General features: G+C 65.1%; 20 protein-coding genes. 16 read left to right on the top strand and 4 right to left on the bottom strand.

Going from position 1 to position 23,178, the window contains the following annotated elements; translation table 11 throughout:
- Positions 1-94 precede the first annotated feature (94 nt).
- From IE116_RS05700 to IE116_RS05660, 9 genes are all read left to right on the top strand, one after another.
- Positions 95-1,153 (top strand): 2,5-dihydroxypyridine 5,6-dioxygenase NicX family protein, encoded by a 1,059-nt coding sequence (locus tag IE116_RS05700; RefSeq protein WP_189610571.1) that lies wholly within the window; start codon positions 95-97, stop codon positions 1,151-1,153.
- Positions 1,107-3,434: a xanthine dehydrogenase family protein molybdopterin-binding subunit gene (locus IE116_RS05695; RefSeq protein WP_189610569.1), complete on the top strand. Its 2,328-nt coding sequence runs from the start codon at positions 1,107-1,109 to the stop codon at positions 3,432-3,434. Before IE116_RS05700 ends, IE116_RS05695 begins: the two co-directional genes overlap by 47 nt.
- Before the next feature lie 267 nt (positions 3,435-3,701).
- A complete protein-coding gene (locus tag IE116_RS05690) occupies positions 3,702-4,292 on the top strand; it encodes an amino acid synthesis family protein (RefSeq protein WP_189610567.1) in 591 nt (196 codons plus the stop codon).
- Positions 4,293-4,333: 41 nt separating this feature from the next.
- Complete coding sequence (locus tag IE116_RS05685; RefSeq protein ID WP_189610565.1) at positions 4,334-4,918, top strand: amino acid synthesis family protein; 585 nt, start codon at positions 4,334-4,336, stop codon at positions 4,916-4,918.
- Between the two features lie 114 nt (positions 4,919-5,032).
- On the top strand, positions 5,033-6,238 hold the full coding sequence (locus IE116_RS05680) for an ABC transporter substrate-binding protein (protein WP_189610563.1): 1,206 nt from the start codon (positions 5,033-5,035) through the stop codon (positions 6,236-6,238).
- A gap of 90 nt (positions 6,239-6,328) precedes the next feature.
- On the top strand, positions 6,329-8,287 hold the full coding sequence (locus IE116_RS05675; RefSeq protein WP_189610561.1) for an ABC transporter permease: 1,959 nt from the start codon (positions 6,329-6,331) through the stop codon (positions 8,285-8,287).
- Positions 8,284-9,075 (top strand): ABC transporter ATP-binding protein, encoded by a 792-nt coding sequence (locus IE116_RS05670; RefSeq protein ID WP_179587281.1) that lies wholly within the window; start codon positions 8,284-8,286, stop codon positions 9,073-9,075. Before IE116_RS05675 ends, IE116_RS05670 begins: the two co-directional genes overlap by 4 nt.
- Positions 9,072-9,785 carry an ABC transporter ATP-binding protein gene (locus tag IE116_RS05665; protein ID WP_189610559.1) on the top strand — a complete coding sequence of 238 codons (714 nt, stop codon included), beginning with the start codon at positions 9,072-9,074 and terminating at the stop codon, positions 9,783-9,785. The genes IE116_RS05670 and IE116_RS05665 overlap by 4 nt, the downstream gene beginning before the upstream one ends.
- Positions 9,786-9,822: 37 nt before the next feature.
- Positions 9,823-11,031 (top strand): amidohydrolase family protein, encoded by a 1,209-nt coding sequence (locus IE116_RS05660; RefSeq protein WP_189610557.1) that lies wholly within the window; start codon positions 9,823-9,825, stop codon positions 11,029-11,031.
- Here the strand turns inward: IE116_RS05660 and IE116_RS05655 are convergent.
- Positions 11,025-11,927 carry a LysR substrate-binding domain-containing protein gene (locus IE116_RS05655; protein WP_189614460.1) on the bottom strand — a complete coding sequence of 301 codons (903 nt, stop codon included), beginning with the start codon at positions 11,925-11,927 and terminating at the stop codon, positions 11,025-11,027. The genes IE116_RS05660 and IE116_RS05655 overlap by 7 nt on opposite strands.
- A 115-nt stretch (positions 11,928-12,042) precedes the next feature.
- On the opposite strand from IE116_RS05655, the gene IE116_RS05650 reads away from it, so the two are divergent.
- The 5 genes from IE116_RS05650 (at position 12,043) to IE116_RS05630 (ending at position 18,075) form a co-directional block, all read left to right on the top strand.
- Positions 12,043-13,002: a tripartite tricarboxylate transporter substrate binding protein BugE gene (locus tag IE116_RS05650; RefSeq protein ID WP_189610555.1), complete on the top strand. Its 960-nt coding sequence runs from the start codon at positions 12,043-12,045 to the stop codon at positions 13,000-13,002.
- 15 nt (positions 13,003-13,017) lie between these two features.
- Positions 13,018-13,917 (top strand): N-formylglutamate amidohydrolase, encoded by a 900-nt coding sequence (locus tag IE116_RS05645; RefSeq protein ID WP_189610553.1) that lies wholly within the window; start codon positions 13,018-13,020, stop codon positions 13,915-13,917.
- A 140-nt stretch (positions 13,918-14,057) separates the two neighbouring features.
- On the top strand, positions 14,058-16,643 hold the full coding sequence (locus IE116_RS05640) for a bifunctional aconitate hydratase 2/2-methylisocitrate dehydratase (protein WP_189610551.1): 2,586 nt from the start codon (positions 14,058-14,060) through the stop codon (positions 16,641-16,643).
- A 140-nt stretch (positions 16,644-16,783) separates the two neighbouring features.
- Positions 16,784-17,044 carry a hypothetical protein gene (locus IE116_RS05635; RefSeq protein WP_189610549.1) on the top strand — a complete coding sequence of 87 codons (261 nt, stop codon included), beginning with the start codon at positions 16,784-16,786 and terminating at the stop codon, positions 17,042-17,044.
- Between the two features lie 116 nt (positions 17,045-17,160).
- Positions 17,161-18,075, top strand: a complete 915-nt coding sequence (locus IE116_RS05630; RefSeq protein WP_189614459.1) for an EamA family transporter — start codon at positions 17,161-17,163, stop codon at positions 18,073-18,075.
- Between the two features lie 68 nt (positions 18,076-18,143).
- On the opposite strand, the gene IE116_RS05625 is transcribed toward IE116_RS05630, so the two are convergent.
- Together IE116_RS05625 and IE116_RS05620 are read right to left on the bottom strand one after the other, a co-directional pair.
- Positions 18,144-19,385, bottom strand: coding sequence for a GAF domain-containing sensor histidine kinase (locus tag IE116_RS05625; RefSeq protein ID WP_189610547.1), 1,242 nt, complete (start codon positions 19,383-19,385; stop codon positions 18,144-18,146).
- A gap of 38 nt (positions 19,386-19,423) precedes the next feature.
- Positions 19,424-19,609, bottom strand: coding sequence for a hypothetical protein (locus IE116_RS05620; RefSeq protein ID WP_189610545.1), 186 nt, complete (start codon positions 19,607-19,609; stop codon positions 19,424-19,426).
- Between the two features lie 259 nt (positions 19,610-19,868).
- Between IE116_RS05620 and IE116_RS05615 the strand changes: the two genes are divergently transcribed.
- Positions 19,869-20,300, top strand: coding sequence for a carboxypeptidase regulatory-like domain-containing protein (locus IE116_RS05615; protein WP_189610543.1), 432 nt, complete (start codon positions 19,869-19,871; stop codon positions 20,298-20,300).
- 89 nt (positions 20,301-20,389) lie between these two features.
- Positions 20,390-21,493: a cobalamin-independent methionine synthase II family protein gene (locus tag IE116_RS05610; RefSeq protein ID WP_189610541.1), complete on the top strand. Its 1,104-nt coding sequence runs from the start codon at positions 20,390-20,392 to the stop codon at positions 21,491-21,493.
- A 367-nt stretch (positions 21,494-21,860) separates the two neighbouring features.
- On the opposite strand, the gene IE116_RS05605 is transcribed toward IE116_RS05610, so the two are convergent.
- Positions 21,861-22,910, bottom strand: a complete 1,050-nt coding sequence (locus IE116_RS05605) for a ChaN family lipoprotein (RefSeq protein WP_189610539.1) — start codon at positions 22,908-22,910, stop codon at positions 21,861-21,863.
- Positions 22,911-23,178: the final 268 nt, after the last annotated feature.

Below are 23,178 nucleotides of genomic sequence, written 5' to 3'. Positions count from 1 at the left end.
TTCCAATGCCAGAATGCAGCGTACACATTAAAAATTGCCTGACTTGAAGGCAGCGGGATCCATACGATCCCCTCAACAGATGAAGGGTGCGGCAATGGCGGTTAGCGATCATCAGATGCTTGAAGCGTGGCGCCACGTGCTCACGTTGTCGAAACTGGAAGCCGGACAGGTCGTCACGATCCTGACAGGCGCATCCACCCATCCGCAAACCCTGCGCGGCGCGATTGCTGCCGTGTCGTCATTGGGCGCCATCGTCAACTGCCTGGACCTGCCCCCGGTCAACGGCGAAAAGGCGTTGAGCCGCGATTCGCTGTCCTACCTGGGCACCACGCCGCTCACGGGCAACCGCGCGGCCATTGCGGCGCTGAAAGAAAGCGACCTGGTCCTGGACCTGATGACGCTGCTGTTTTCGCCGGAGCAGCACGAGATCCTGAAAAGCGGCACCAAGATCCTGCTGGCGGTCGAACCGCCCGAAGTGCTGTGCCGGATCCTGCCCAGCATGAATGATCGCGAACGCGTGATGGCGGCCGCGGCGCGCATCGAAGGCGCGAAGGAAATGCACATCACGTCGCCGGCCGGCACCGACCTGCGCTGCGCCTTGGGCGAATTCCCGGCGATCCGCGAATACGGCTTTGTCGACGAACCGGGCCGGTGGGACCACTGGCCCAGCGGCTTCGCATTGACCTTCCCGAACGAAGGCGGCACGCAAGGCCGGATCGTGCTCGATCGTGGCGACATCCTGCTGCCCATGAAAAGCTACATCAGCGACCCGATCGAACTGGTCGTCAAGGACGGCTATGTGCGGTCCATCAGCGGCGGCATGCATGCCGACCTGCTCAAGGAATACATGTCGTCCTTCAAGGATCCGGAAGCCTATGCCATGTCGCATATTGGCTGGGGCCTGCAGCCGCTGGCCTATTGGTCGACGCTGGCCCAGTACGATCGCGAAGCCACGATAGGCATGGACGCGCGCGCCTTCGAAGGCAACTTCCTGTTCTCGATGGGCCCGAACAACGAGGGCGGCGGCGAGCGCAGCACGACCTGCCACATCGACATTCCCATGCGCCACTGCACGGTGGCACTGGATGGACAGAAAGTCGTGCAGGATGGCCGCGTGCTCGACGCCTGGGCCAAGGAATCCGCCGGTGGCTGACCTGCCGCAGCATCGCGCCGACCACCTGGCGCTGCTGGCCGCGCGGCCGGCGCTGCGCATCGTGCGCGACCCATTGCCGGGCGTGAAACCCGCGCCCGGTCAGCCGGGCGCCGCGTCGGACTACGTGCCCGCGCATCCGGACGTGTTCATCGCAATCCTTGCAGGGGGACGGGTGCTGGCCTTCAATGGCCACGTCGACCTGGGCACCGGCATCCGGACGTCGCTGGCGCAGATCGTGGCCGAAGAACTGGACGTGGCGGTGCAGCGGGTCGAGATGGTGCTCGGCCATACCGAAGCCGTGCCCAACCAGGGCCCGACAATCGCCAGCGCCACCATCCAGATCGCGTCGATCCCCTTGCGCCGGGCCGCTGCGCAGGCGCGCGCCTTTCTGCTGGCGCGGGCGGCGGCGCACTACGGCGTCGATGTGCATGCGCTGCGCGTGGAAGATGGCGTCGTGCACGTGCCGGGCAACGCATTATCCCCGGGCGCCGCGGCCACCACCGACTACTGGACCTTGCTGGGCGACGACGCCGTCGACCTGAAACTGGCCGATGAATTGCCGCTCAAGCCTCCGTCCACCTACCGCATCGTCGGCCAGGACACCCCCCGTACGGACATCCCGGGCAAGGCCGTCGGCACGCACGTCTATGTGCACGATGTCCGGCTGCCCGGCATGGTCCATGGGCGGGTGGTACGTCCGCCGTATCCCGGGCGTGACGTCGGTCCGTTCATCGGCCACAGCCTGCTGGGGGTCGACGACGCGGCGGTGCGCCGCATGCCAGGCGTGATCGACGTGGTCACGCAGGGCGACTTCGTGGGCGTGGTCGCGGACACCGAATGGCAGGCCATCCAGGCGGCGAGCCGGCTGGTCGTGCGCTGGAAACCCATTCCCGATGCGCCTGTGCTTGACGATCTGGAGCGGGCGCTGCGCGACAACCCTTCCACTGACCGTGTGTTGAAGGATTCGGAAGACACTGATGCGCACTTTGCGGCCGCCGCCGCCACGGTGTCCGCCACCTATGTCTGGCCCTACCAGTTGCACGCTTCGATCGGTCCTTCCTGCGCCGTGGCCGACGTGCGGGGCGACAGCCTGACCGTGTGGTCGGGCACCCAGAACCCCCACATGCTGCGCATCGATCTGCATCGGCTGCTGGGCGTGACCGAAGACCGTATCGAGATCGTGCGGCACGAGGCCGCCGGCTGCTACGGCCGAAATTGCGCCGACGACGTGGCGGCCGACGCCGCGCTGCTGTCGCGCGCCGTGGGCCGCCCGGTGCGCGTGCAATTGAGCCGCGAGCAGGAACATGCGTGGGAACCCAAGGGCGCTGCGCAGCTGGTGGACGTGAAGGGCGCGATCGACGCGCAGGGCAATCTGTCCGCGTACGAACTTGCGACCAGCTATCCATCCAACGACGCCCCCTTGCTTGCCTTGCTGCTGACGGGCGTCGAGCCGGCTGGCCCACGCGCCTTGCAGATGGGCGATCGCACCGCCGTGCCGCCTTATCGCTACCCGTCGCAGCGCATCGTGTGCCGGGATATGCCGGCCATCGTGCGCGCCTCGTGGCTGCGCGGGGTGTCGGCCTTGCCGAACTCGTTTGCGCATGACGCGTTCATTGATGAACTGGCCGAAGCCGCCGAACGCGATCCGGTCGAATTCCGCCTGGCGCACCTGGGTGACGCCCGGGCAGCGGACCTGGTGCGCGCCGTGGCCGCCAAGGCGCAGTGGTCCGACCGCCGCACCGGCAGCCGCGGCGAACCTGACCCGGATGGCCTGCTGCGTGGCCACGGCTTTGCGTACGCGCGATACATCCACAGCCGCTTTCCGGGATTCGGCGCCGCGTGGTCTGCTTGGGCAATCGCCATTGCCGTGGACCCGGTCACCGGGCGTGTGCGGGTCGAACGACTGATCGTCGGCCAGGACACCGGCATGATGGTCAACCCGGCGGGTGTGCGCCACCAGTTGCAGGGCAATGCGATTCAATCGATCAGCCGCGTGCTGCTCGAACAGGTCGAGTTCGACGAAGCCGGCGTGGTCAGCCGCGAGTGGGGCGCCTATCCCATCCTGGGTTTCAAGGATGTCCCCGACATCGAGGTGCTGCTGATGCCGCGCCAGGACGAACCCCCCATGGGCGCGGGCGAATCCGCGTCGGTGCCCAGCGCAGCCGCGATTGCCAATGCGCTGTTCGATGCGACGGGCGTTCGGTTTCGCCAGCCGCCTTTTACCCCTGGCCGCATTCGAGCGGCGCTGCGCGCAAGGCACGGCGCAGCCGTTCCCGCCTGAGTTGTCGTTCGCCTGATTTTGCGTATCCGTTTCATGTAGTGATTGCCGAACGAACGGGCCCGCATGGCCTTGCCCTGGCACTATCCTTGCATTGTTTCTTATCAGTGATTTCCATGTAGTGCGTACTACATGAAATGTGGGATATTGCGGTGCATTGGGTGAGCAGTCGCACCCGAATGATGCGCATGGCGCCTGCGTTTGCACATGCGTGGTGCTGCCCCGCAAGACCGCTTCCACGACCCGTTTTTTTGACCGACAGGACGATGCATGATCGAGATCCGCGAAGTCTTCACCCACGTGGAAACGATTTTCCATGAGTACGGCCCGCCAGCGGCGACGCCCCTGGTGCGCGGCGCGATCATGGCAGTGCTGACCAATCCGTTTGCCGGCCGGTATGAACCCGACCTGTTGCCGATGATGGATGCATTGAAGCCGGTGGGCCTGGATATGGCGCGGCGGCTGCTCGCGGCCATGCAGGTCGATGCCAAGAGCATCGAAAGCTACGGCAAGGGCGCGATCGTGGGCGCCGCTGGCGAACTGGAACATGGCGCGGTGTGGCATGTGCCTGGCGGCTATGCCATGCGGGAACTGCTCGAAGGGCAGGGCGTGGCCACGAACGCGATTGTGATTTCGGCCAAGAAAGTCGGCGCACCTTCGACCCGGCTCGATGTCCCGCTCGCCCATGTCAACGCCAGCTACGTGCGCAGCCATTTCGATGCGATGGAAGTGTCGGTGCCCGGTGCGCCCGCCGCGGACGAAGTGGTGTTCGTGCTGGCCATGACAACCGGTGCACGCGTGCACGCCCGGGTGGGCGGCCTGGCGGTGTCGCAAATCGTGGGCAAGGACGGGCTGCGCTGAACGCGCGCCGCGTATCGAACAAGATCGACCAAGGACAGGACATGACGATGAATCTTCGCAAGCTGGTGGTACAGGTCGACGAGATCCGGATCGAGATGGGGCAGGTAGTGACCCCGCCGACCCGCCGCGCGCTGGCCATGGCCGTGATCGCCAACCCTTATGCGGGCCGCTACGCCGGCAACCTGGATGAGTTGGTCGAGATCGGCGCCGAACTGGGCCGCCTGCTGGGCGAAAAATGCGTCGCCGCCCTGGGTATTTCGCCCGGTGAAGCTGAAAGCTACGGCAAGGCCGCCATCGTGGGCGAAGCCGGCGAGATTGAACACGCTGCGGCAATTCTGCACCCCAAACTGGGCGCTCCGCTGCGCGACGTGCTGGGCAAGGGCGCCGCGCTGGTGCCGTCCGCCAAAAAGATGGGCACGCTGGGCACCGCGATCGACGTTCCCTTGGGCCACAAGGACGCCGCGTATGTACGCAGTCACTTCGACGCGATGGAAGCACGAGTGTCCGACGCGCCGCGCGCCAATGAGATCGTGGTGGCCGTGGTCGTGACCGACAGCGGGCGGCCTCTGGCACGCGTTGGCGGACTGGAAAAAGATGCCATCCAGGGCGTGGACGGATTACGCTAGCCGGTGCCTGCTTCACAGGTTCGAACCAGGGCGCCGATGCGGTTGGCCGGCGCCTCGCCATTTGCAGTACTCCCCGTAGATTTTGTGATGCTTCACACTTCGTTAGGAAAAGCCATGACAGCACCCACTCGTTTCCTGCGCCACACGGCCGCGCTGGTGTCCGTGTTCGCAGCGACCGGCGCGTATGCCCAGAGCACCATCAAGATCGGCGAGATCAACAGCTACAAGGCACAGCCTGCGTTTCTCGAGCCGTACAAGCGCGGTTACGAGCTGGCGATCGAAGAGATCAACGCTGCCGGCGGCGTCAACGGCAAGAAGCTTGAAATCATTGCGCGCGACGACAACGGCAACCCGGGCGATTCCGTGCGGGTGGCCGAAGAGCTGATCACGCGTGAGAAGGTCGACGTGCTGTTCGGCGGCTTCCTGTCGAACACGGGCCTGGCCATTACCGACTTCGCCAAGCAGCGCAAGGTGTTCTTCCTGGCGTCCGAACCGCTGACCGACAAGATCGTGTGGGAAAACGGCAACCGCTACACCTACCGCCTGCGCCCGTCGCTGTACATGCAGGTCGCGATGCTGGTGCCGGAAGCGCTCAAGCTGAAGAAAAAACGCTGGGCCATCGTCTATCCCAATTATGAATACGGCCAGTCGTCGGTCGCCACGTTCAAGAAACTGATGACGGCTGCGCAGCCCGATATCGAGTGGGTGGCCGAGCAAGCCACGCCGCTCGGCAAGGTCGATGCCGGCGCGGTCACGCAGGCGCTGGCCGATGCCAAGCCCGACGCAATCTTCAACACGCTGTTTGGCGCCGACCTGGGCCGCTTCGTGCGCGAAGGCAACACCCGCGGTCTGTTCGAAAATCGCCAGGTCGTGTCGCTGCTGACCGGCGAACCGGAATACCTGGATCCGCTGAAAGACGAAGCGCCCAAGAACTGGATCGTGACCGGCTACCCCTGGTATTCGATCACCACGCCCGAAAACAAGAAGTTCGTCGACGCCTTCCGCAAGAAGTTCAACGACTATCCGCGTCTGGGCTCGGTGGTGGGCTACAGCTCGGTCATGTCGCTGGCCGCGGGCCTGAAGAAAGCCGGCAGCAGCGATACCGAAAAGATGGTCCAGGCGTTCAAGGGCCTGGTCGTGCCGACGCCGATGGGCAACATCACCTATCGCGCGCAGGATAACCAGTCGACGATGGGCGCCTATGTGGGCCGCACCGACGTCAAGGACGGCAAGGGCATCATGGTCGACTACAAGTACGTCGACGGCGCATCGGTTCAATTGAGCGATGCCGAAGTGAAGAAACTGCGTCCTGCGGACTGAAGTCAGGGCGGTTCCACTGTAAATGGGGCGCCCGGTCCGGTTCAATCGTGACCGCGGCGCGCCCCCTGCTTCTTGCTGGATGGCACGCGCATGACTTTCTCAAGCTTATTTGTCCAAATGCTGAACGGCCTGGCCGACGCATCGGCCATGTTCATGGTCGCAGCGGGCCTGTCGCTGATCTTCGGCGTGACGCGTATCGTCAATTTCGCGCATGGTTCGTTCTACATGTTCGGGATCTACATCGCTTACACCATCGTCGGGATGATGGGCGGCACCGGCCTCGGTTTCTGGGCCTCGGTCGTCCTGGCCGCGCTGGCCGTCGCCCTGATCGGCGCGCTCATCGAAATTCTGGTCTTGCGGCGCATCTACCATGCGCCCGAGCTGTTCCAGCTCCTTGCCACCTTTGCCGTCGTGCTGGTGCTCAAGGACGTGGCTTTGTATATCTGGGGCGCCGAGGACCTGTTCGGTCCGCGCGCGCCCGGCCTGACGGGCTCGGTCGAAATCCTGGGCCGACGTGTTCCCCAGTATGACCTCGCCCTGATCTTCATCGGTCCGCTGGTGCTGGGCATTCTGTGGCTGGCCCTGACCCGCACCCGCTGGGGCAAGCTGATCCGCGCAGCAACGCAGGATCGCGAGATGGTCGGCGCACTGGGCATCAACCAGGCCTGGCTGTTCACCGGCGTGTTCGCGCTGGGTTCCTTCCTGGCCGGCCTGGGCGGCGCCCTGCAGGGTCCGCGCATGCCCGCCAACCTGGCCATGGATCTGGAAGCCATCGGCAGCGCCTTCGTGGTGGTGGTCGTGGGCGGCATGGGCTCGATCCCGGGCGCCTTCCTGGCGGCGCTGCTGATCGCGGAGATCAAGGCGCTGTGTATCGCCATCGGGCAGGTACAGATCTTTGGCGTGGTGTTTTCGCTGTCGAAGCTGACCCTGGTGGCCGAATTCCTGGTCATGGCCTTCATCCTGGTGGTACGCCCGTGGGGTCTGCTCGGAAAGCCGCTTGCCCTGTCGCGCAATGTGTCGGGCGTGGAAGATCCGCTGCGCCCGACCAGCAAGGCCGTGCAAGCGCTGTTCATCGTGGTCATTGCCGCCCTGGTGGCCGTGCCCCTGCTGGCCGCCGCATTCCCCTACCTGACGGTGTTGCTGGTCGAAATCCTGGTGGCCGTGCTGTTCGCTGCCAGCCTGCACTTCATCATGGGCCCGGGCGGCATGCATTCCTTCGGACATGCGGCGTACTTCGGCCTGGGCGCCTATGGCGCGGCGCTGCTGTTCAAGTCCGTGGGCCTGCCCATGGAAGCCGCGCTGATGCTGGCGCCCCTGGTGGCGGCGGTCGGCGCCCTGGTATTCGGCTGGTTCTGCGTGCGCCTGTCGGGGGTCTATCTGGCGATGCTGACGCTGGCCTTTGCGCAGATCGTGTGGTCGATCATCTACCAGTGGGATGCGTTCACGGGCGGCAGCAACGGCCTGGTGGGCATCTGGCCCGCGGCCTGGCTGTCGTCGCCGGTGGCCTATTACTACCTGACACTGGTGATGTGCGTGGCCGGAGTGTGGCTGCTGCGCCGGGCGTTGTTCTCGCCCTTCGGCTATGCCATGCGCGCGGGCCGGGATTCGCCGCTGCGTGCCGATTCGATCGGGATCGACGTCAAGCAGGTGCAGTGGATGGCTTTTGTGGTGGCCGGCATGTTCTGCGGTCTGGCCGGTTCGCTGTTCGCGTTTTCGAAGGGCAGCATCTCGCCCGAAGCCATCAGTGTCAGCCGGTCCATCGATGGCCTGGTGATGGTGCTGCTGGGCGGCGTGCAGACGCTGGCCGGTCCCATCGTCGGGGCCTCCGTCTTTACCTGGCTGCATGACACAATTGCCCGCGAAACCGAATACTGGCGCGCGATTCTGGGCCTGGCCGTGCTGGCCCTGGTGCTGGCGTTCCCGCTCGGCATCGTCGGCTTCCTTCGCAGCGTGTTCCAGCGCGGCGACAAACACGACGGCGGCGCGCCCGGCACCAAACCGGTCACGGTCACCGTCACCGATCCAGCCGCGCTGCGGGAGGCGGTATGAGCTTGCTCCAAGTCAAGAACCTGACCAAGTCCTTCGGCGGCGTCAAGGCCGCCGACAACGTGTCCTTCGATCTGCCGCGCGGCCAGTTGCTCGCGCTGCTGGGCCCCAACGGCGCCGGCAAGTCGACCTGCTTCAACATGGTCAACGGGCAGCTCAAGCCCAACAGCGGTTCGATCCTGCTCGACGGGCAGGAACTGATCGGCATGAAGCCGCGCAACATCTGGCGGCTCGGCGTGGGGCGGACCTTCCAGATCGCCGCCACGTTCAGTTCCATGACCGTGGTCGAAAACGTGCAGATGGCCTTGATGTCGTTCGAGCGCAAGCTGTCGCATCTGTGGCGGCCGGCGGCGTCGTTCTATCGCGATGAAGCCATGGCGCTGCTGGCCCAGGTCGACATGGCCAGCCAGGCCGAGCGGTCCTGCGGCGTGCTGGCCTATGGCGACGTCAAGCGGGTCGAGCTGGCCATTGCACTGGCCAACCAGCCCAAGCTGCTGCTGATGGACGAGCCGACCGCAGGGATGGCGCCCAACGAGCGCAACGCGCTGATGGCGCTGACCAAGAAACTGGTGGTGGAACGCAACCTGTCGGTGCTCTTTACCGAGCACAGCATGGACGTGGTGTTTGCCTATGCCGACCGCATGATCGTGCTGGCCCGCGGCCAGTTGATCGCGGAAGGCGATGGCGAAACGATCCGCAACCACCCCAAGGTGCGCGAAGTCTATTTCGGCACCGGAAAAACCTTCGAGGCCAAGGCGCCCGACCTGACGACCGCCGGAGCACATGCATGAGCGACGTACTGCTGAAGGTACAGAACCTGAACGCCTTCTACGGCCGCGCGCACATCCTGTTCGATGTCGGCCTGGAAGTGCGCCGCGGCGAAGTGGTGGCCCTGATGGGCCGCAACGGGGCCGGCAAGTCGACCACCATGAAGGCCGTGATGGGCCTGCTGGACCGCAGCCGCGGCGAAGTCGACTTCCTGGGCCAGTCGGTGGCCAAGAGCAAGCCCTATCAGATCGCGCGGCTGGGCATGGGCTTCGTGCCCGAAGACCGCCGCGTGTTCACCGAATTGAGCGTGCTCGAAAATCTGGAAATCGGCAAGCAGCCCGCCCGGGCGGATGCCGTGGAATGGACCCCTGAAAAGCTGTTCAAGCTGTTCCCGAACCTGGGCGAAATGCCGAACCGGCCGGGTGGCCAGATGAGCGGCGGCGAGCAGCAGATGCTGACCGTGTCGCGCACGCTGATGGGCAATCCCTACCTGGTGCTGCTCGATGAACCGTCCGAAGGCGTGGCGCCGGTGATCGTGGAGCAGATGGCCAACATGATCATCGCGCTCAAACGCGAAGGCATGTCCATCCTGCTGTCCGAACAGAACATGCACTTTGCGGAACTGGTGAGCGACCGCGCCTACGTGCTTGAGAACGGCCATATCCGCTATCAGGGCACGATGGAGGAACTGGCGGCCAACGACGCCGTACGGCGGGCCTACCTGTCGGTTTGAGGCAGGGCACGTCACGCACGGCACGGGAGAGCAGACAATGGCAATGGAAAGTGTGTCGGGCAAGTCCGGCAAGGTAGTGATCCGGAACATCGGCCTGCTGCTGTCGGGCGACATCGACCAACCCATCCTGGACGCAAGCACCGTGGTGGTCGATGACGGCATCATCGTCGCGATCGGCGACGCGTCCGATGGCGACATCGATGGCGCCGCCACGGTGATCGATTGCCGCGGGACCGCGCTGGCGCCGGGCCTGATCGACTCGCACGTGCATCCGGTCTTTGGCGACTGGACACCGCGCCAGGGGCAGCTGGGGTGGATCGAGTCAAGCCTGCACGGCGGCGTCACCACCATGATTTCGGCCGGCGAGGTGCACTTGCCCGGCCGGCCCAGGGATATCGTCGGCCTCAAAGCGCTGGCGATCACCGCGCAGCGTTCCTTCGAGGGCATGCGCGGTGCGGGCGTGGGGGGCGGAGTCAAGGTGCTGGCCGGTGCGCCCATCCTGGAACAGGGCATGGTCGAACAGGACTTCAAGGACCTGGCCGACGCCGGTGTGACACTGCTCCGTGAAGTCGGCCTGGGCACCGTCAAGGCCGGATACGAAGCCGGACCGATGGTGGCCTGGGCGCGCAAGTACGGCATCCAGAGCACCATCCACACAGGCGGACCGTCCATTCCGGGGTCGGGCCTGATCGATTCCGACGTCGTGCTCGAAGCCGATGCCGACGTGATCGGCCATGTGAACGGCGGCCACACCGCGCTGCCATACAAACATGTCTGTGAACTGTGCGAGCGGTCGACCCGCGCGCTCGAGATCGTTCACAACGGCAACGAACGTATCGCGATCCTGACCGCCAGGCACGCGGTGGAATTGAAGTGCCCGCACCGCGTGATCCTGGGGACCGATGGCCCGGCCGGGTCGGGCGTGCAGCCGCTGGGCATCCTGCGCATGGTGGCGCTGATATCGAGCATGGCCGACATCCCGGCCGAAATCGCCTTTGGCTTTGCGACGGGCAACACGGCGCGGATGCGCAATCTGCGTCAGGGCCTGATCGAAGTGGGTCGCCCAGCGGACTTTGTCTTCATGGATCGCGCGCAACATTCGGCGGGCAAGACGCTGCTGGAAAGCGTCGAGCTGGGCGACATCCCGGGCGTGGGCATGGTGATGATCGACGGGATCGTGCGCTGTGGCCGCAGCCGGAATACCCCGCCGGCGGAGCAGGTCGCGATTGTCGTGCCGCGCTACTGATCGGCCCCCACCGCCGCGGCCACCAGCCATTCCTTGAACCGCGTCAGCGTCGCCTGGTTCGCCCGCGCTTCCGGATAGCAGAACCAGTACCCTGCATTGCTGCGATAGCTCATGTCCGCCGGCGCGCAGACCAGGCCGGCCGTGATTTCATCCTGCACCAGGCAGCGTGGCACCAGCGCGAGCCCCATCCCGACCATGACCGCGCGGATCAGCGTGTGGAACTGGTCGAACTGCGGTCCGGTCAAGGGGTCGATCGTGTGCACCGCATGCGTCTCGCTCCATTGCAGCCACGCCTGCGGCACGCTGACATGCTGCAGCAAGGTGTGCCGGCTGACGTCGTCGGGCGACTCGATTGCCGGCAGGCCCAGCCCGGCGGGCGGCGCGATCAGCACCACGTCACTGCCCGCCAGGTAATGGGCATGTGCATCGGGCCAGTGCCCTTCGCCAAACAGGATCGAACAATCCAGGTCCGGCCGCGTGAAATCGTAGCCGTGCACGTACGGCACGAAGTGCAGGGCGACCTGCGGGTGACGCTGCTGAAAGTCGGGCAGCCGCGGAATCAGCCACTTGGCCCCAAAGGTGGGCAGGGTGGACAGATGCAGCGCGCCACCGCCGTCGCCGCTCGTGATCAGGTCGAGCGTGGCGGCCTCGAGTTGCGCCAGCAGCGGCCGGATGACCGTGTGATAGCGCTCGCCGGCCGGGGTCAAGGACAGCCGCTTGCGCGCCCGTTCGAACAGCGGCACATCTATCCAGCGTTCCAGTTCCTGGATCTGCTTGCTGACGGCGCCCTGGGTCACGTGCAGCGCCTCGGCCGCGCGGGAAATGCTGCCGAATCGCGCGACGGTAGAGAACGTGCGCAGCAGGTGCAGGGGAGGGCGCAAACGTCGCATGGTGATTCCATCAAAACATTCCAGATCGGAATGTTATCAGAATGCCCTTTCGCGTAAACTGGGTATTGTCCGGACTAGTTTGAGTCCAAGCAAGCTGCCCCAAATCGTCAAGGAGAAGTCCATGGATCGCCGCACTTTCATTGCCACGACTGCCGCCGTTTCTTTCCTTCCTGGAATGGTCAAGGCTCAAGGTAAACCGATACGGCTGATCGTGCCTTTCCCTCCGGCTGGCGCCACTGACATTACTGGCCGCATCATCGGGGAAGCCGTGGGCCGTGTATTGCAGACGACAGTCGTCGTGGAAAACCGCGCCGGTGCGGGCGGCTCCATTGGCATGGCCGAAGTGGCGCGCGCCGCGGCCGACGGCTCGACCTTTGGCGTTGCGACGCTATCCACGCATGGCGTCAACCCGGCTGTCTACAAGACGCTGCCCTATGACCCGATCAAGGACTTTGCTCCCGTCACCGAGATGGTTCGTGCCCCGGGCGTGCTGGTCGTGAATCCGAGCGTGCCGGTTCAGACGCTGGAGCAGTTCATTGCCTACCTGAAAGCCAACCCGGGCAAGGTCACCTACGCCACGCCGGGCAACGGCACCATCAGCCACATGTGGGCCGAACTGTTCAAGAGCACCACCGGCACCGACATGGTCCACATTCCTTACCGCGGCGCGGGCCCCGCGATCAACGACCTGCTGGGCGGCCAGGTGCTGGCCTACTTCGACCAGGTGGCCGCATCGCTGCCGCACATCAAGGCGGGCAAGCTGCGCGCCCTGGCGGTGTCGTGGGACTCTCGTCTTGACGTGCTGCCCGACGTGCCCACCTATGGTGAGCGCGGCATGCAGTCGAACAACGATCCGTCGTGGTTCGGTCTGGTCGCACCGGCCGGCACGCCCGCGGCCGCGGTCAACCGCATGCAGCAGGCGGTGGCAACGGCACTGAAAGAAGCGCCGGTGCGGGAGCGCCTGGCCGGCCTGGGCCTGTACGCGTCGGGCACGACGCCTGCCGAATTCACGAAACAGATCCACGATGAAATGGCCAAGATGCAAAAGATCAGCCAGTTCGCGAAAATCCAGCTGGACTGATGACCGAGGTGACCCATGAGTACCGTTCTCCGTATCATCAATAGCCGATACCCTTCCGCGACGTCGGCGCCGGGCGAAGCCCTGCTGTCGTCGTTTGCGGGCAGCACGCCCGTGGTGCTGGACTCGCCGCACAGCGGCACCTTCTATCCCGACGACTTCCGTTTCGTGTGCGACCCCGCGATCCTGCGGCGCGCCGAAGACACGCACGTCGAAAAGCTGTACGACTTTGCGGCCGACCTGGGCGTGGCCTGGGTCGAGGCGCACTTTCCGCGCAGCTACCTGGACGCCAACCGCAACACGACCGAACTGGACGTCGGCCTGCTCGATGGCGCGTGGCCCGATCCGGTGGAAACCGATCCCGACGTGCTCTCCAAGGTGCGCCTGGGCAAGGGCCTGATCTGGAAATACACCGACGAAGGCATTCCGATCTACAACCGGCTGCTGGGCGTGCAGGAAATCCAGCAACGGATCGCCCGCTGCTGGAAGCCCTATCACGAGGCGGTGTCTTCAGCGATCGATGCAGCGCACGCGCGGCATGGCTACAGCATCCACCTCAATTGCCATTCGATGCCGGCGGTGGCCGGCAGCCATGCGACCGACCTGCCAGGCCTGGTGCATGCCGATTTCGTCGTGGGCGATCGCGACGGCAGCACCGCGTCGCCGGAACTGTCGCAGAAGGTTGCCGCCTTCCTGCGCGAGCGCGGCTACAGCGTCGAATACAACTACCCGTACAAGGGTGTGGAACTGGTGCGCCGCTATGGCAAGCCGGAAGAACATCGTCACAGCATCCAGCTCGAGGTCAACCGCAAGCGGTATATGAACGAAGAGACTTTGGAATTGCATGACGGTGTCAAGGATCTGCGCCGCGACTTGAAGGATCTGGTGCAGATGCTGCTGGAGACCGATCCGCGCTGAGTCCTCCGCAAGCATGACCGGACCTGGCGCCCGGGATACCCCTTATGTCTTATATAAGATATAAGACGTTTGATCATTCCGGCGCGTGGGTCTACAATTCCCGGGTTCGTTCCTATTCCCTCACACTACGGGACCCGGTCATGCTTGAATCCTATCGCCAACACGTTGCCGAGCGCGCTGCACTCGGTATTCCTCCGCTGCCTCTGTCGGCACAACAAACCGCCGACCTGATCGAGCTGCTCAAGCAGCCGCCCGCAGGCGAGGGTGAATACCTGGTCGACCTGCTCACGCACCGTGTGCCGGCCGGCGTCGACGACGCCGCCAAGGTCAAGGCATCGTACCTGGCCGCCGTGGCCCTGGGCTCGGAAGCTTGTCCGCTCATCGACCGCGCCAAAGCCACGCAACTGCTCGGCACCATGCTGGGCGGCTACAACATTGGCCCGCTGGTCGAACTGCTGGATGACTCGTCGGTCGGCGCCATCGCTGCCGAAGGCCTGAAAAAGACCCTGCTCATGTTCGACGCCTTCCACGACGTGAAGGAAAAGGCTGACCAGGGCAACGCCAACGCCAAGGCCGTGCTGCAAAGCTGGGCCGACGGCGAATGGTTCACCAGCCGCCCCGAAGTCCCCGAAAGCCTGACCGTGACCGTGTTCAAGGTGACGGGCGAGACCAACACCGACGACCTGTCGCCCGCGCCCGACGCGTGGAGCCGTCCGGACATCCCGCTGCACGCCCTGGCGATGCTGAAAAACCCGCGTCCTGGTATCGAGCCGCAGGAAGCCGGCAAGATCGGCCCGATCAAGTTCCTGCAAGACATGCGCGCGCGGGGCAACCTGGTTGCCTACGTGGGTGACGTGGTCGGCACGGGCTCGTCGCGCAAGTCCGCGACCAACTCGGTGCTGTGGTTCACCGGTGAAGACATTCCCTTCGTCCCGAACAAGCGTTTCGGCGGCGTCTGTCTCGGCAACAAGATCGCCCCGATCTTCTACAACACGATGGAAGACGCCGGCGCACTGCCGATCGAACTCGACGTGTCCCAGATGGACATGGGTGACGTGGTCGAGCTGCGTCCGTATGAAGGCAAGGCTCTGAAGAACGGTCAGGTCATTGCCGAATTCTCGATGAAGTCCGACGTCCTGTTCGACGAAGTGCGCGCCGGTGGCCGCATTCCGCTGATCGTGGGCCGCGGCCTGACCGCCAAGGCGCGCGAAGCGCTGGGTCTGCCCCCGTCGACCCTGTTCCGCCTGCCGACCGAGCCCGCCGACACCGGCAAGGGCTACACGCTCGCCCAGAAGATGGTCGGCCGTGCTGTCGGCATGCCGGAAGGCAAGGGCGTGCGTCCGGGTACCTACTGCGAACCGCTGATGACGTCGGTCGGCAGCCAGGACACCACCGGCCCCATGACCCGCGACGAACTGAAGGATTTGGCCTGCCTGGGCTTCTCGTCCGATCTCGTGATGCAATCCTTCTGCCACACGTCGGCGTACCCGAAGCCCGTGGATGTCAAGACGCACCACAGCCTGCCAGCGTTCATGAGCAACCGCGGCGGCATCTCGCTGCGTCCGGGCGACGGCGTGATCCACTCGTGGCTGAACCGCATGCTGCTGCCCGATACCGTGGGCACCGGCGGCGACTCGCACACCCGTTTCCCGATCGGCATCAGCTTCCCGGCAGGTTCGGGCCTGGTGGCCTTCGCGGCCGCGACCGGCGTCATGCCGCTCGACATGCCCGAATCGGTCCTGGTCCGTTTCAAGGGCAAGCTGCAGCCGGGCGTCACCCTGCGTGACCTGGTCAGCGCGATTCCCTACTACGCGATCAAGGCTGGCCTGCTGACCGTCGACAAGTCGAACAAGAAGAACATCTTCTCGGGTCGCATCCTGGAAATCGAAGGCCTGCCTGACCTGAAGGTCGAACAGGCATTCGAGCTGTCGGACGCGTCGGCAGAACGTTCGGCCGCCGGTTGCACGGTGCACCTGAACAAGGAACCGATCATCGAATACATCAACAGCAACATCACGCTGTTGAAGTGGATGATCGCCAGCGGCTACGACGACAAGCGTTCGATCGCCCGCCGTATCGCCGCCATGGAAGCCTGGCTGGCCGATCCCAAGCTGATGAAGGCCGACCCCGACGCCGAATACGCCGCCGTGATCGAGATCGATCTGGCCGACGTGCACGAGCCGCTGGTGGCCTGCCCGAACGACCCCGACGACGTGAAGACGCTGTCGGAAGTCGCCGGCGCCAAGATCGACGAAGTGTTCATCGGCAGCTGCATGACGAACATCGGTCACTTCCGTGCCGCGTCCAAGCTGCTCGAAGGCAAGCGCGACATTCCGGTCAAGCTGTGGGTGGCCCCGCCTACCAAGATGGACCAGAAGCAACTGACCGAAGAAGGGCACTACGGTACCCTGGGCGCGGCCGGCGCGCGGATGGAACCCCCGGGCTGCTCGCTGTGCATGGGTAACCAGGCACAGGTGCGCGAAGGCGCGACTGTCATGTCGACCAGCACTCGCAATTTCCCGAACCGCCTGGGCAAGAACACGTTCGTGTACCTGGGTTCGGCTGAACTGGCGGCCATCTGCTCGCGTCTGGGCCGGATCCCGACCCGCGAGGAGTACATGGAAGGCACCGGCATTCTGGGCGCCCATGAAAAGACGATCTACAGCTACATGAACTTCGACCAGATCGCCGACTTCAAGGACGTGGCGGATACCGTCAAGGCCTGATCGCCGTCTGGCTCGTGAAGACCGGGACATCCTTCGGGGTGTCCCGGTTTTTTTTCGTCCTGGTATTTTTATCCTGGTATTTTTGCCTGGGTATGCCGCTTGCTCGAAGCCGTCATCACGATATGGGGAAGGAAGGCTGGATGAACGATCTGATCGACTTGATGCAATGGCCCGCCATGGTGGTATCTGTGCTGGCGGCCTACCTGGTGGCGTCCTTGTCCAAGCACAAACGCAACTGGGGATTCTGGCTGTTCCTGCTCAGCAATGTGCTGTGGATCGTGTGGGGCGTGCACACGTCGGCCTGGGCGCTGATCGTGCTGCAGGTGAGCCTGGCGGCGCTGAATATTCGAGGGGTCATGAAAAACGGGCCACAAGGACAGGAAGCAAAGGAAGCCACCTAGGCCTGGGGACGATATAGTGGGCGTCCCCGCAGCCCATCCGTGCCCGCCATGCTCCTGACCCCGTCTTGCCGCTATTCCTGCCGCAGCCCGCGGCCTTGCGTGTCCAGGGTGGTGGCATGACGCGCGCCGGACTCACTCCAAGCGAATACCTGTGCGCCTTGCTGGTGGTCGTCATCTGGGGGCTGAACTTCGTGGTCATGAAGTTTGGCGTGCAGGGGTTGAGCCCCATGCTGCTGGGCGCCTTGCGATTCAGCATGGCCTCCTTGCCCCTGCTGCTCTTTATCAAACCGCCCAAGGTGCCCGTGCGGTTCGTGGTGATCTACGGGCTGACGCAGGGGCTGGGCCAGTTCGGACTGATGTTCACCGCGATCAACGTTGGGATGCCGGCGGGCATGGCATCGCTGGTCCTGCAGACCCAGGCGTTCTTTACGATGATCCTGGCAGGCGTGCTGCTGCACGAGCGGCCGCACGCGTGCCAGTGGCTGGGGCTGGCCATTGCCGCGGTGGGACTGGGCTGCATCGCCACCTCGGCGGGCGGCCGGCCTGGCGACATGACCTTGCTCGGCTTTCTGCTGACGGTGGGGGCGGCGCTGATGTGGTCATTGTCGAACGTCGTGATCCGCTTTACCGGACGCGCCGCGCCGGTCTATGACTCGTTTGCGCTGATCGTATGGAGCAGCCTTGTCCCTGTCGTGCCGTTCTTTCTGCTGGCGTTCTGGCTGGAAGGCGCCGACCACACCTTTGCGGCCTTGTCGAACGCGGGATGGAAGGAATTTGCCGCGGTCAGCTACCTGGCTTGCCTGGCGACGCTGACCGCCTACAGCCTGTGGGCACGGCTGCTGAAACGGCATCCCACCAGCCGCATCGCGCCGTTCTCGCTGCTGGTGCCTGTGGTGGGGCTGATCACGGCTGCCCTTGTGTTCGATGAGCGGCTGGGGCCGGCGCAGTGGATTGGGACCCTTGCGGTGCTGGGCGGCCTGCTGGTGAGCCAGTTCGGGCAGCGGTGGTGGCCGAGACGGGCGGCGGCGTAAGCAGGGCAGGGGCTTGAGCAGGGCGGTGCAAGCGAGGGTTTGCAAGGGAGGGTCTGCAAGCCAGCGGCTCAGGCCTGATCGTCGCCATCCGTTGGCAGGGTGAAGCTGAAGACGCTGCCCTTGCCGTGGGTGCTGCTGGCGGACAGGGTGCCCCCATGCGCTTCGACCAGTTCCTTGGCAATCGCCAGACCCAGGCCCACGCCGGGCGCCTGTCCGGGATCGGCACCCGGCTGCCGCAAGCGGTCGAACACATGCGGCAACTGGTCTTCCGGAATGCCCATGCCGTGATCGATCACGGAAAAACTGATCATGTCGTAGTGGCGTTCCGCCGTGATGCGCACGGTGGTGTTGGCGGGCCCGAACTTGACCGCATTGCCGATCAGGGCGCCCAGGATGCGCAGCAGTCGCGCCAGGTCCACCCGGATATTCGGCAGTCCAGGTTCGACCTCGAAGACCAGCCTGACCTGCTTGCGGTCCGCAATCGCCGCCATCATGGAGGTCGCGCGCGACAGCAGGTCTTCGACCGACACGTCCTTCAGGACCAGGCCCGACAGGGTGCGCGACGCCGCACCGGTCAGGCTTTTGATCCGTTCTGCCATGCCGTCGCCCGCTGTCGACACGCGCGTCAGCGATGTGCGCTGCGCCGGAGTCAGGTCGCCCAGCAGCAGGGACTCGGCTGAAAAGGTCACGATCTGCAGCGGCCCGAGCAGCTCGTGCGCGATGGTCGCCACCAGTTCTTCGTGTTTGCGCACCGCTTCCTTGGCGGCTTCCAGGTTGCGTGCCACATCCTGCAAGGCCTGCTGCAGCGAGATTTCCCGCAGGGTGGAATGGGCCAGTTCGCTCAGGATCTCGATATCGCGCTGCGTCCAGCGCCGGCCTCGCATATCAATGGCGCAGAAGCTGCCCAGGTGCATGCCGTCGTCGGTGATCAGCGGCACGCCAAGATAGGCCCGCACGCCCAGCACCTCGATCAGGGGAATGGCCTGGAACTCCGGGTGATCGACCACGTTGTCGACCACCAGCGGGCCGGCCGACACCAGGCCGTAGTGACAGAAGGTGCGCCCTTCGACCTGGCGCACGTCATGCACGGGCGGCTCCACCCAAAAGCTGCTTTTGAAGAAGTCGCGGTCTTCGTCAATGAAGGAGATGAAGGTGGCCGGCACGTCGATCAGCTTGGCGGCCAGCCGGGTCAGGCGGTCGAAACGCTCGTCTCTGGGCGAGTCGAGCATGCCGGTCAGGCGCACGGCCTGCAGCCGCCTGCGGTGGGCCAGGGCGGCGTCGATCTCGAGTTCGGAAGGAATGCGTGACATGGCAGGCAATCAGCCGGGGCAGCGTGCGACGACGCGCATCACAGCAGCGTCCGGCTGAGCCAGATTCCGAGGGTGAGCAGCGCCATGAACGGAATGCCCCACAGGATGAACACGCCGAACCAGCCGAAGGTCAGCCAGCCGGCCGCGCCATCGACCTTGACCGCGCTGCGCTCCATGCGCATGGTTCCTATGAATCCGAGGACGGCCAGTACGGCCCAGATCATCCAGAGTGTCGTTATCACGTCGTTCGCCCATGTTTTGACAAATGATAGCGTGCTGCGAGGAGTGCATGCTTACTGCGGTTTTCCCCGGTGTTGCGAGGGCGCAGGATCCGGGACGCCATCGGTGCGCCGCCGCGGCGTTTTACCTTGGCGTCAGGCTTGATTGCAGCCGCGCATCAAGTGCAAGAGGGTGTGTCGTCAGCATGGTGGCGGCGTGGCCGGGCCGTACGATGTCGGCTTTTCGAAGTCCAGGACAACTTTCATGACCATGACACTGCGCATCTCGCTGGTGCTCGCCACGACCGCCGTTCTTTGGGGCGTGATGCCCGCCCAGGCGCTCGAACCCAAGCGCGCCGGCGCCATCGAGTATGTGTCGGGCGGCGTTGGCGACGAAGAGCGCGCCCAGCTCAACGAAGTGCGCGCCCGCTACAACTTCCATCTGACCATGGCCCAAGCTGGCGGCGAATACCTGGAAGGCGTCCAGTTGCGGCTGACCCCGGCGCGCCAGGGCGACAAGGTGATCGAAGCGCGCGCCGAAGGCCCGCAATTCTTTGCCAAGCTGCCTCCCGGCGATTACCTGCTGACGGCAACCTACCAGGGCAAGGTGCAAAGCCAGAAGGTGTCGATCGCCAACGATGCGTCGGCCAACCTGACCCTGTTCTGGCCCAACGAAGGCGCAGCCAAAGGCAAGTAATTCGCGCCTGCCAGCAGGTAAACTCCTGGGCTTGCCGCTGCCGGTTGCAGTGACCGGCAGCGTCACTCCAACGAATAAGGAAAACCAGGATGCACAAGACCGTTCCCCCCTTCCGCGCCGACACCGTCGGCAGCCTGCTGCGGCCCGCCGCGCTCAAGGCCGCCCGCGCCAGCCGCCTGGCCGGCGAGCTGTCGGCCGATGGCCTGCGTGAGATCGAGGATCGCGAGATCCAGAAGGTCATTGCCAGGCAGGAAGAGATCGGTCTGGAAGCGGTGACCGATGGCGAATTCCGCCGCTCGTGGTGGCACTTCGACTTCCTGGAAGGCCTGGACGGCGTCGAGGGCTACGAATCGATCCAGGGCATCCAGTTCAATGGCGTGCAGACCAAGGCGCGCAGCGTCAAGGTCACCGGCAAGCTCGGCTTCACGTCGCACCCCATGATCGAGCACTTCAAGTTCCTCAAAGCGAACGCGAAGGCCATGCCGAAGATGACGATCCCGAGCCCCAGCCTGCTGCACTTTCGCGGCGGCCGCAACGCGATCGACAAGACCGTCTACCCGGACATGGAAGCGTTCTTCGACGACCTGGCTGAGGCCTATCGCAAGGTCGTGCACGCGTTTGCCGACGCGGGCTGCCGGTATCTGCAGCTGGACGACACGGTGTGGGCCTACCTGTGCTCCGAAGAACAGAAGAACCTGGTGCGCCAGCGTGGTGAAGATCCCGATACCTTTGCGCGCATCTACGCCAAGATGATCAACCACGCGATCGCCGACCGGCCCAGCGACATGACAATTTCCATGCATATCTGCCGCGGCAATTTCCGGTCGACGTGGATTTCGGAAGGCGGCTACGAGCCGGTGGCCGAGACCTTGTTCGGCGAGCTGAACATCGACGGCTATTTCCTGGAATACGACAGCGCGCGTGCCGGTGGCTTCGAGCCGCTGCGGTTCGTGAAGCCGGGTACCCAGAACGTGGTGCTGGGTTTGGTCACGACCAAGACCGGCGAGCTGGAAAACGCCGACAACGTCAAGGCGCGCATCGACGAAGCGGCCAAGTATGTCTCGCTGGATCAGCTGTGCCTGAGCCCGCAGTGCGGATTCGCGTCGACGGAAGAAGGCAATGATCTGGCCGAGAGCGAGCAGTGGGCGAAGCTGCAGCTGACGGTGGATATTGCGCGGGATGTGTGGAAGTAATCCCCCCCTAGGCGCTTCGCGCCTCCCCCCAGGGGGCGGCACTGGTGGACTGGCGGAGCCAGATCCACTGTGCCCTGGATTTAGCCCCCCCCATGGCGCTTTGCGCCTCCCCCAGGGGGCGGCACTGGTGGACTGGCGGAGCCAGATCCACTGTGCCCCTGGTTTGAACGCTCTTGGTGCGGGCGCCTCGCTCCGGGGTGGTGCGGGTGGACGGGTGGAGTGGGTTGGCTGCGTACTGGAAGGGCGGGGCTTTGGGGGTGCGGTGAATGGAAGGCAGAACGCGGACGAGAGTCCGCGTTTTTTTTGGTCGCTGGGGGGGCGGGTTGGGCTGGGGCGTTGTGGGGTCCTGGGCCGGGGGCGAGCGGGCTTAGTGGATGGCTCGGTTGGCGCGGTTGAGGTCCAGGGGGGTGGCGGCGGGTGAGGGGGGGTCGTCGGTGGTGCGGACGATTTCGTTGGTGTGTGGGGGAGTGGACGCGCCGGGGTCGAGCGGTGGGTTGCCGGGTGCGGGGGTGGCGAGGGATTTGACGGCTTCGCAGGGGTCGGGGCGGGCGATGGGCATCATGCCTTCGGCCTGGTCGTAGGCGCCGGTGGTGGCGCGGCCTTCGATGAAGCCGATGGACAGGGAGGGCGCGCCCAGCCATTGCGGAACGCCGATGTCTTTGCGGACGTGGCCGTTGCCGGCCAGCAGCACAACCGGGCCCGCGGCGGCGCGCATGACGTCGGCCATGACGGCGTCGCGGGCGATCTGGGCGGTGGCCATGGGCGCGTGCAGGGTGGGCGGCAGCATGCCGCAGTGTCCGTCAGCCACGGCCTGTTCCTGGGCGGCCATCAGTTCCGCGTGCGGGGGCACGGCCAGGCCCATGTCGCGCAGCTGGGCGCCCGTGAACACCGCCGACAGGCCGCCGCGTACGACCTTGGCGGCGTCGGCGCGCGACAGGTTGGCGGCGCGCAGCGGCAGCTTGTACTTCAGGGCCAGGTCGATGACGGGCTCGTAATAGGTCCACTCCCATGCACTCTTGCCCGGCACCGCCGCGGCGATGACGCACGGGGCGTCGGTGCAGGTCGCCATGGCCAGGTCGAGCAGCGGCTGAAAGCGGGTGTCGAATTGCTCCATGGCGATAGCCGGGCGCCAGCCGGCCTCGATGGCGCGCGTGAGCGCCTGCGTGCGCCATGCGTGGCCAAACGGGTTGTCGTGCACTTCGCCCATCAGCACATAGCGCTGCGTCATCATGGCCGCCGGAAGCGCGGCGCGGGTCTCGGCGGACAGGGGCACGATGGTGTCCATGTCGCGCGGCGGGGCCGACGCGCAGGCGCTCAGGACAACGGCCAGGACGGCGGCCAGCGCGCCATGACGGGCGGGGCGACGGGTGTGGCAAGACCCGCAGGCGCGGAGCAAGGAAAAGACAGGCAAAGGCATGGACAGACACCGCAAGGCGTGATGGGCAAGCAGACCGACCGTCAGCGCGTCAACGCGCCCGCATACGGTCGAGCGCAAGCTTACCAAGATAAACGGCGCGCCATATCGTGCGTCGGCGCTAGGCAAGGGTGAGGATGGGCAGGGCGAAGCGCAGAAGTCGCGCCGGGCGCCTGCGCGAATCGCGGGGCGCCTGCGGCCGTCAGTTCAGCCTTTGAGCCGGGGACGCGGCGAATCGGATCAGCCAGCGAAGCGTCCATCGGGGAAACCC

The organism is Pigmentiphaga litoralis (assembly GCF_014651835.1).
GTDB classification, from domain to species: Bacteria; Pseudomonadota; Gammaproteobacteria; order Burkholderiales; family Burkholderiaceae_B; genus Pigmentiphaga; species Pigmentiphaga litoralis.
The sequence above is the reverse complement of the archived record's forward strand: the minus strand, read 5'-3'. Positions and strand labels throughout refer to the sequence as shown.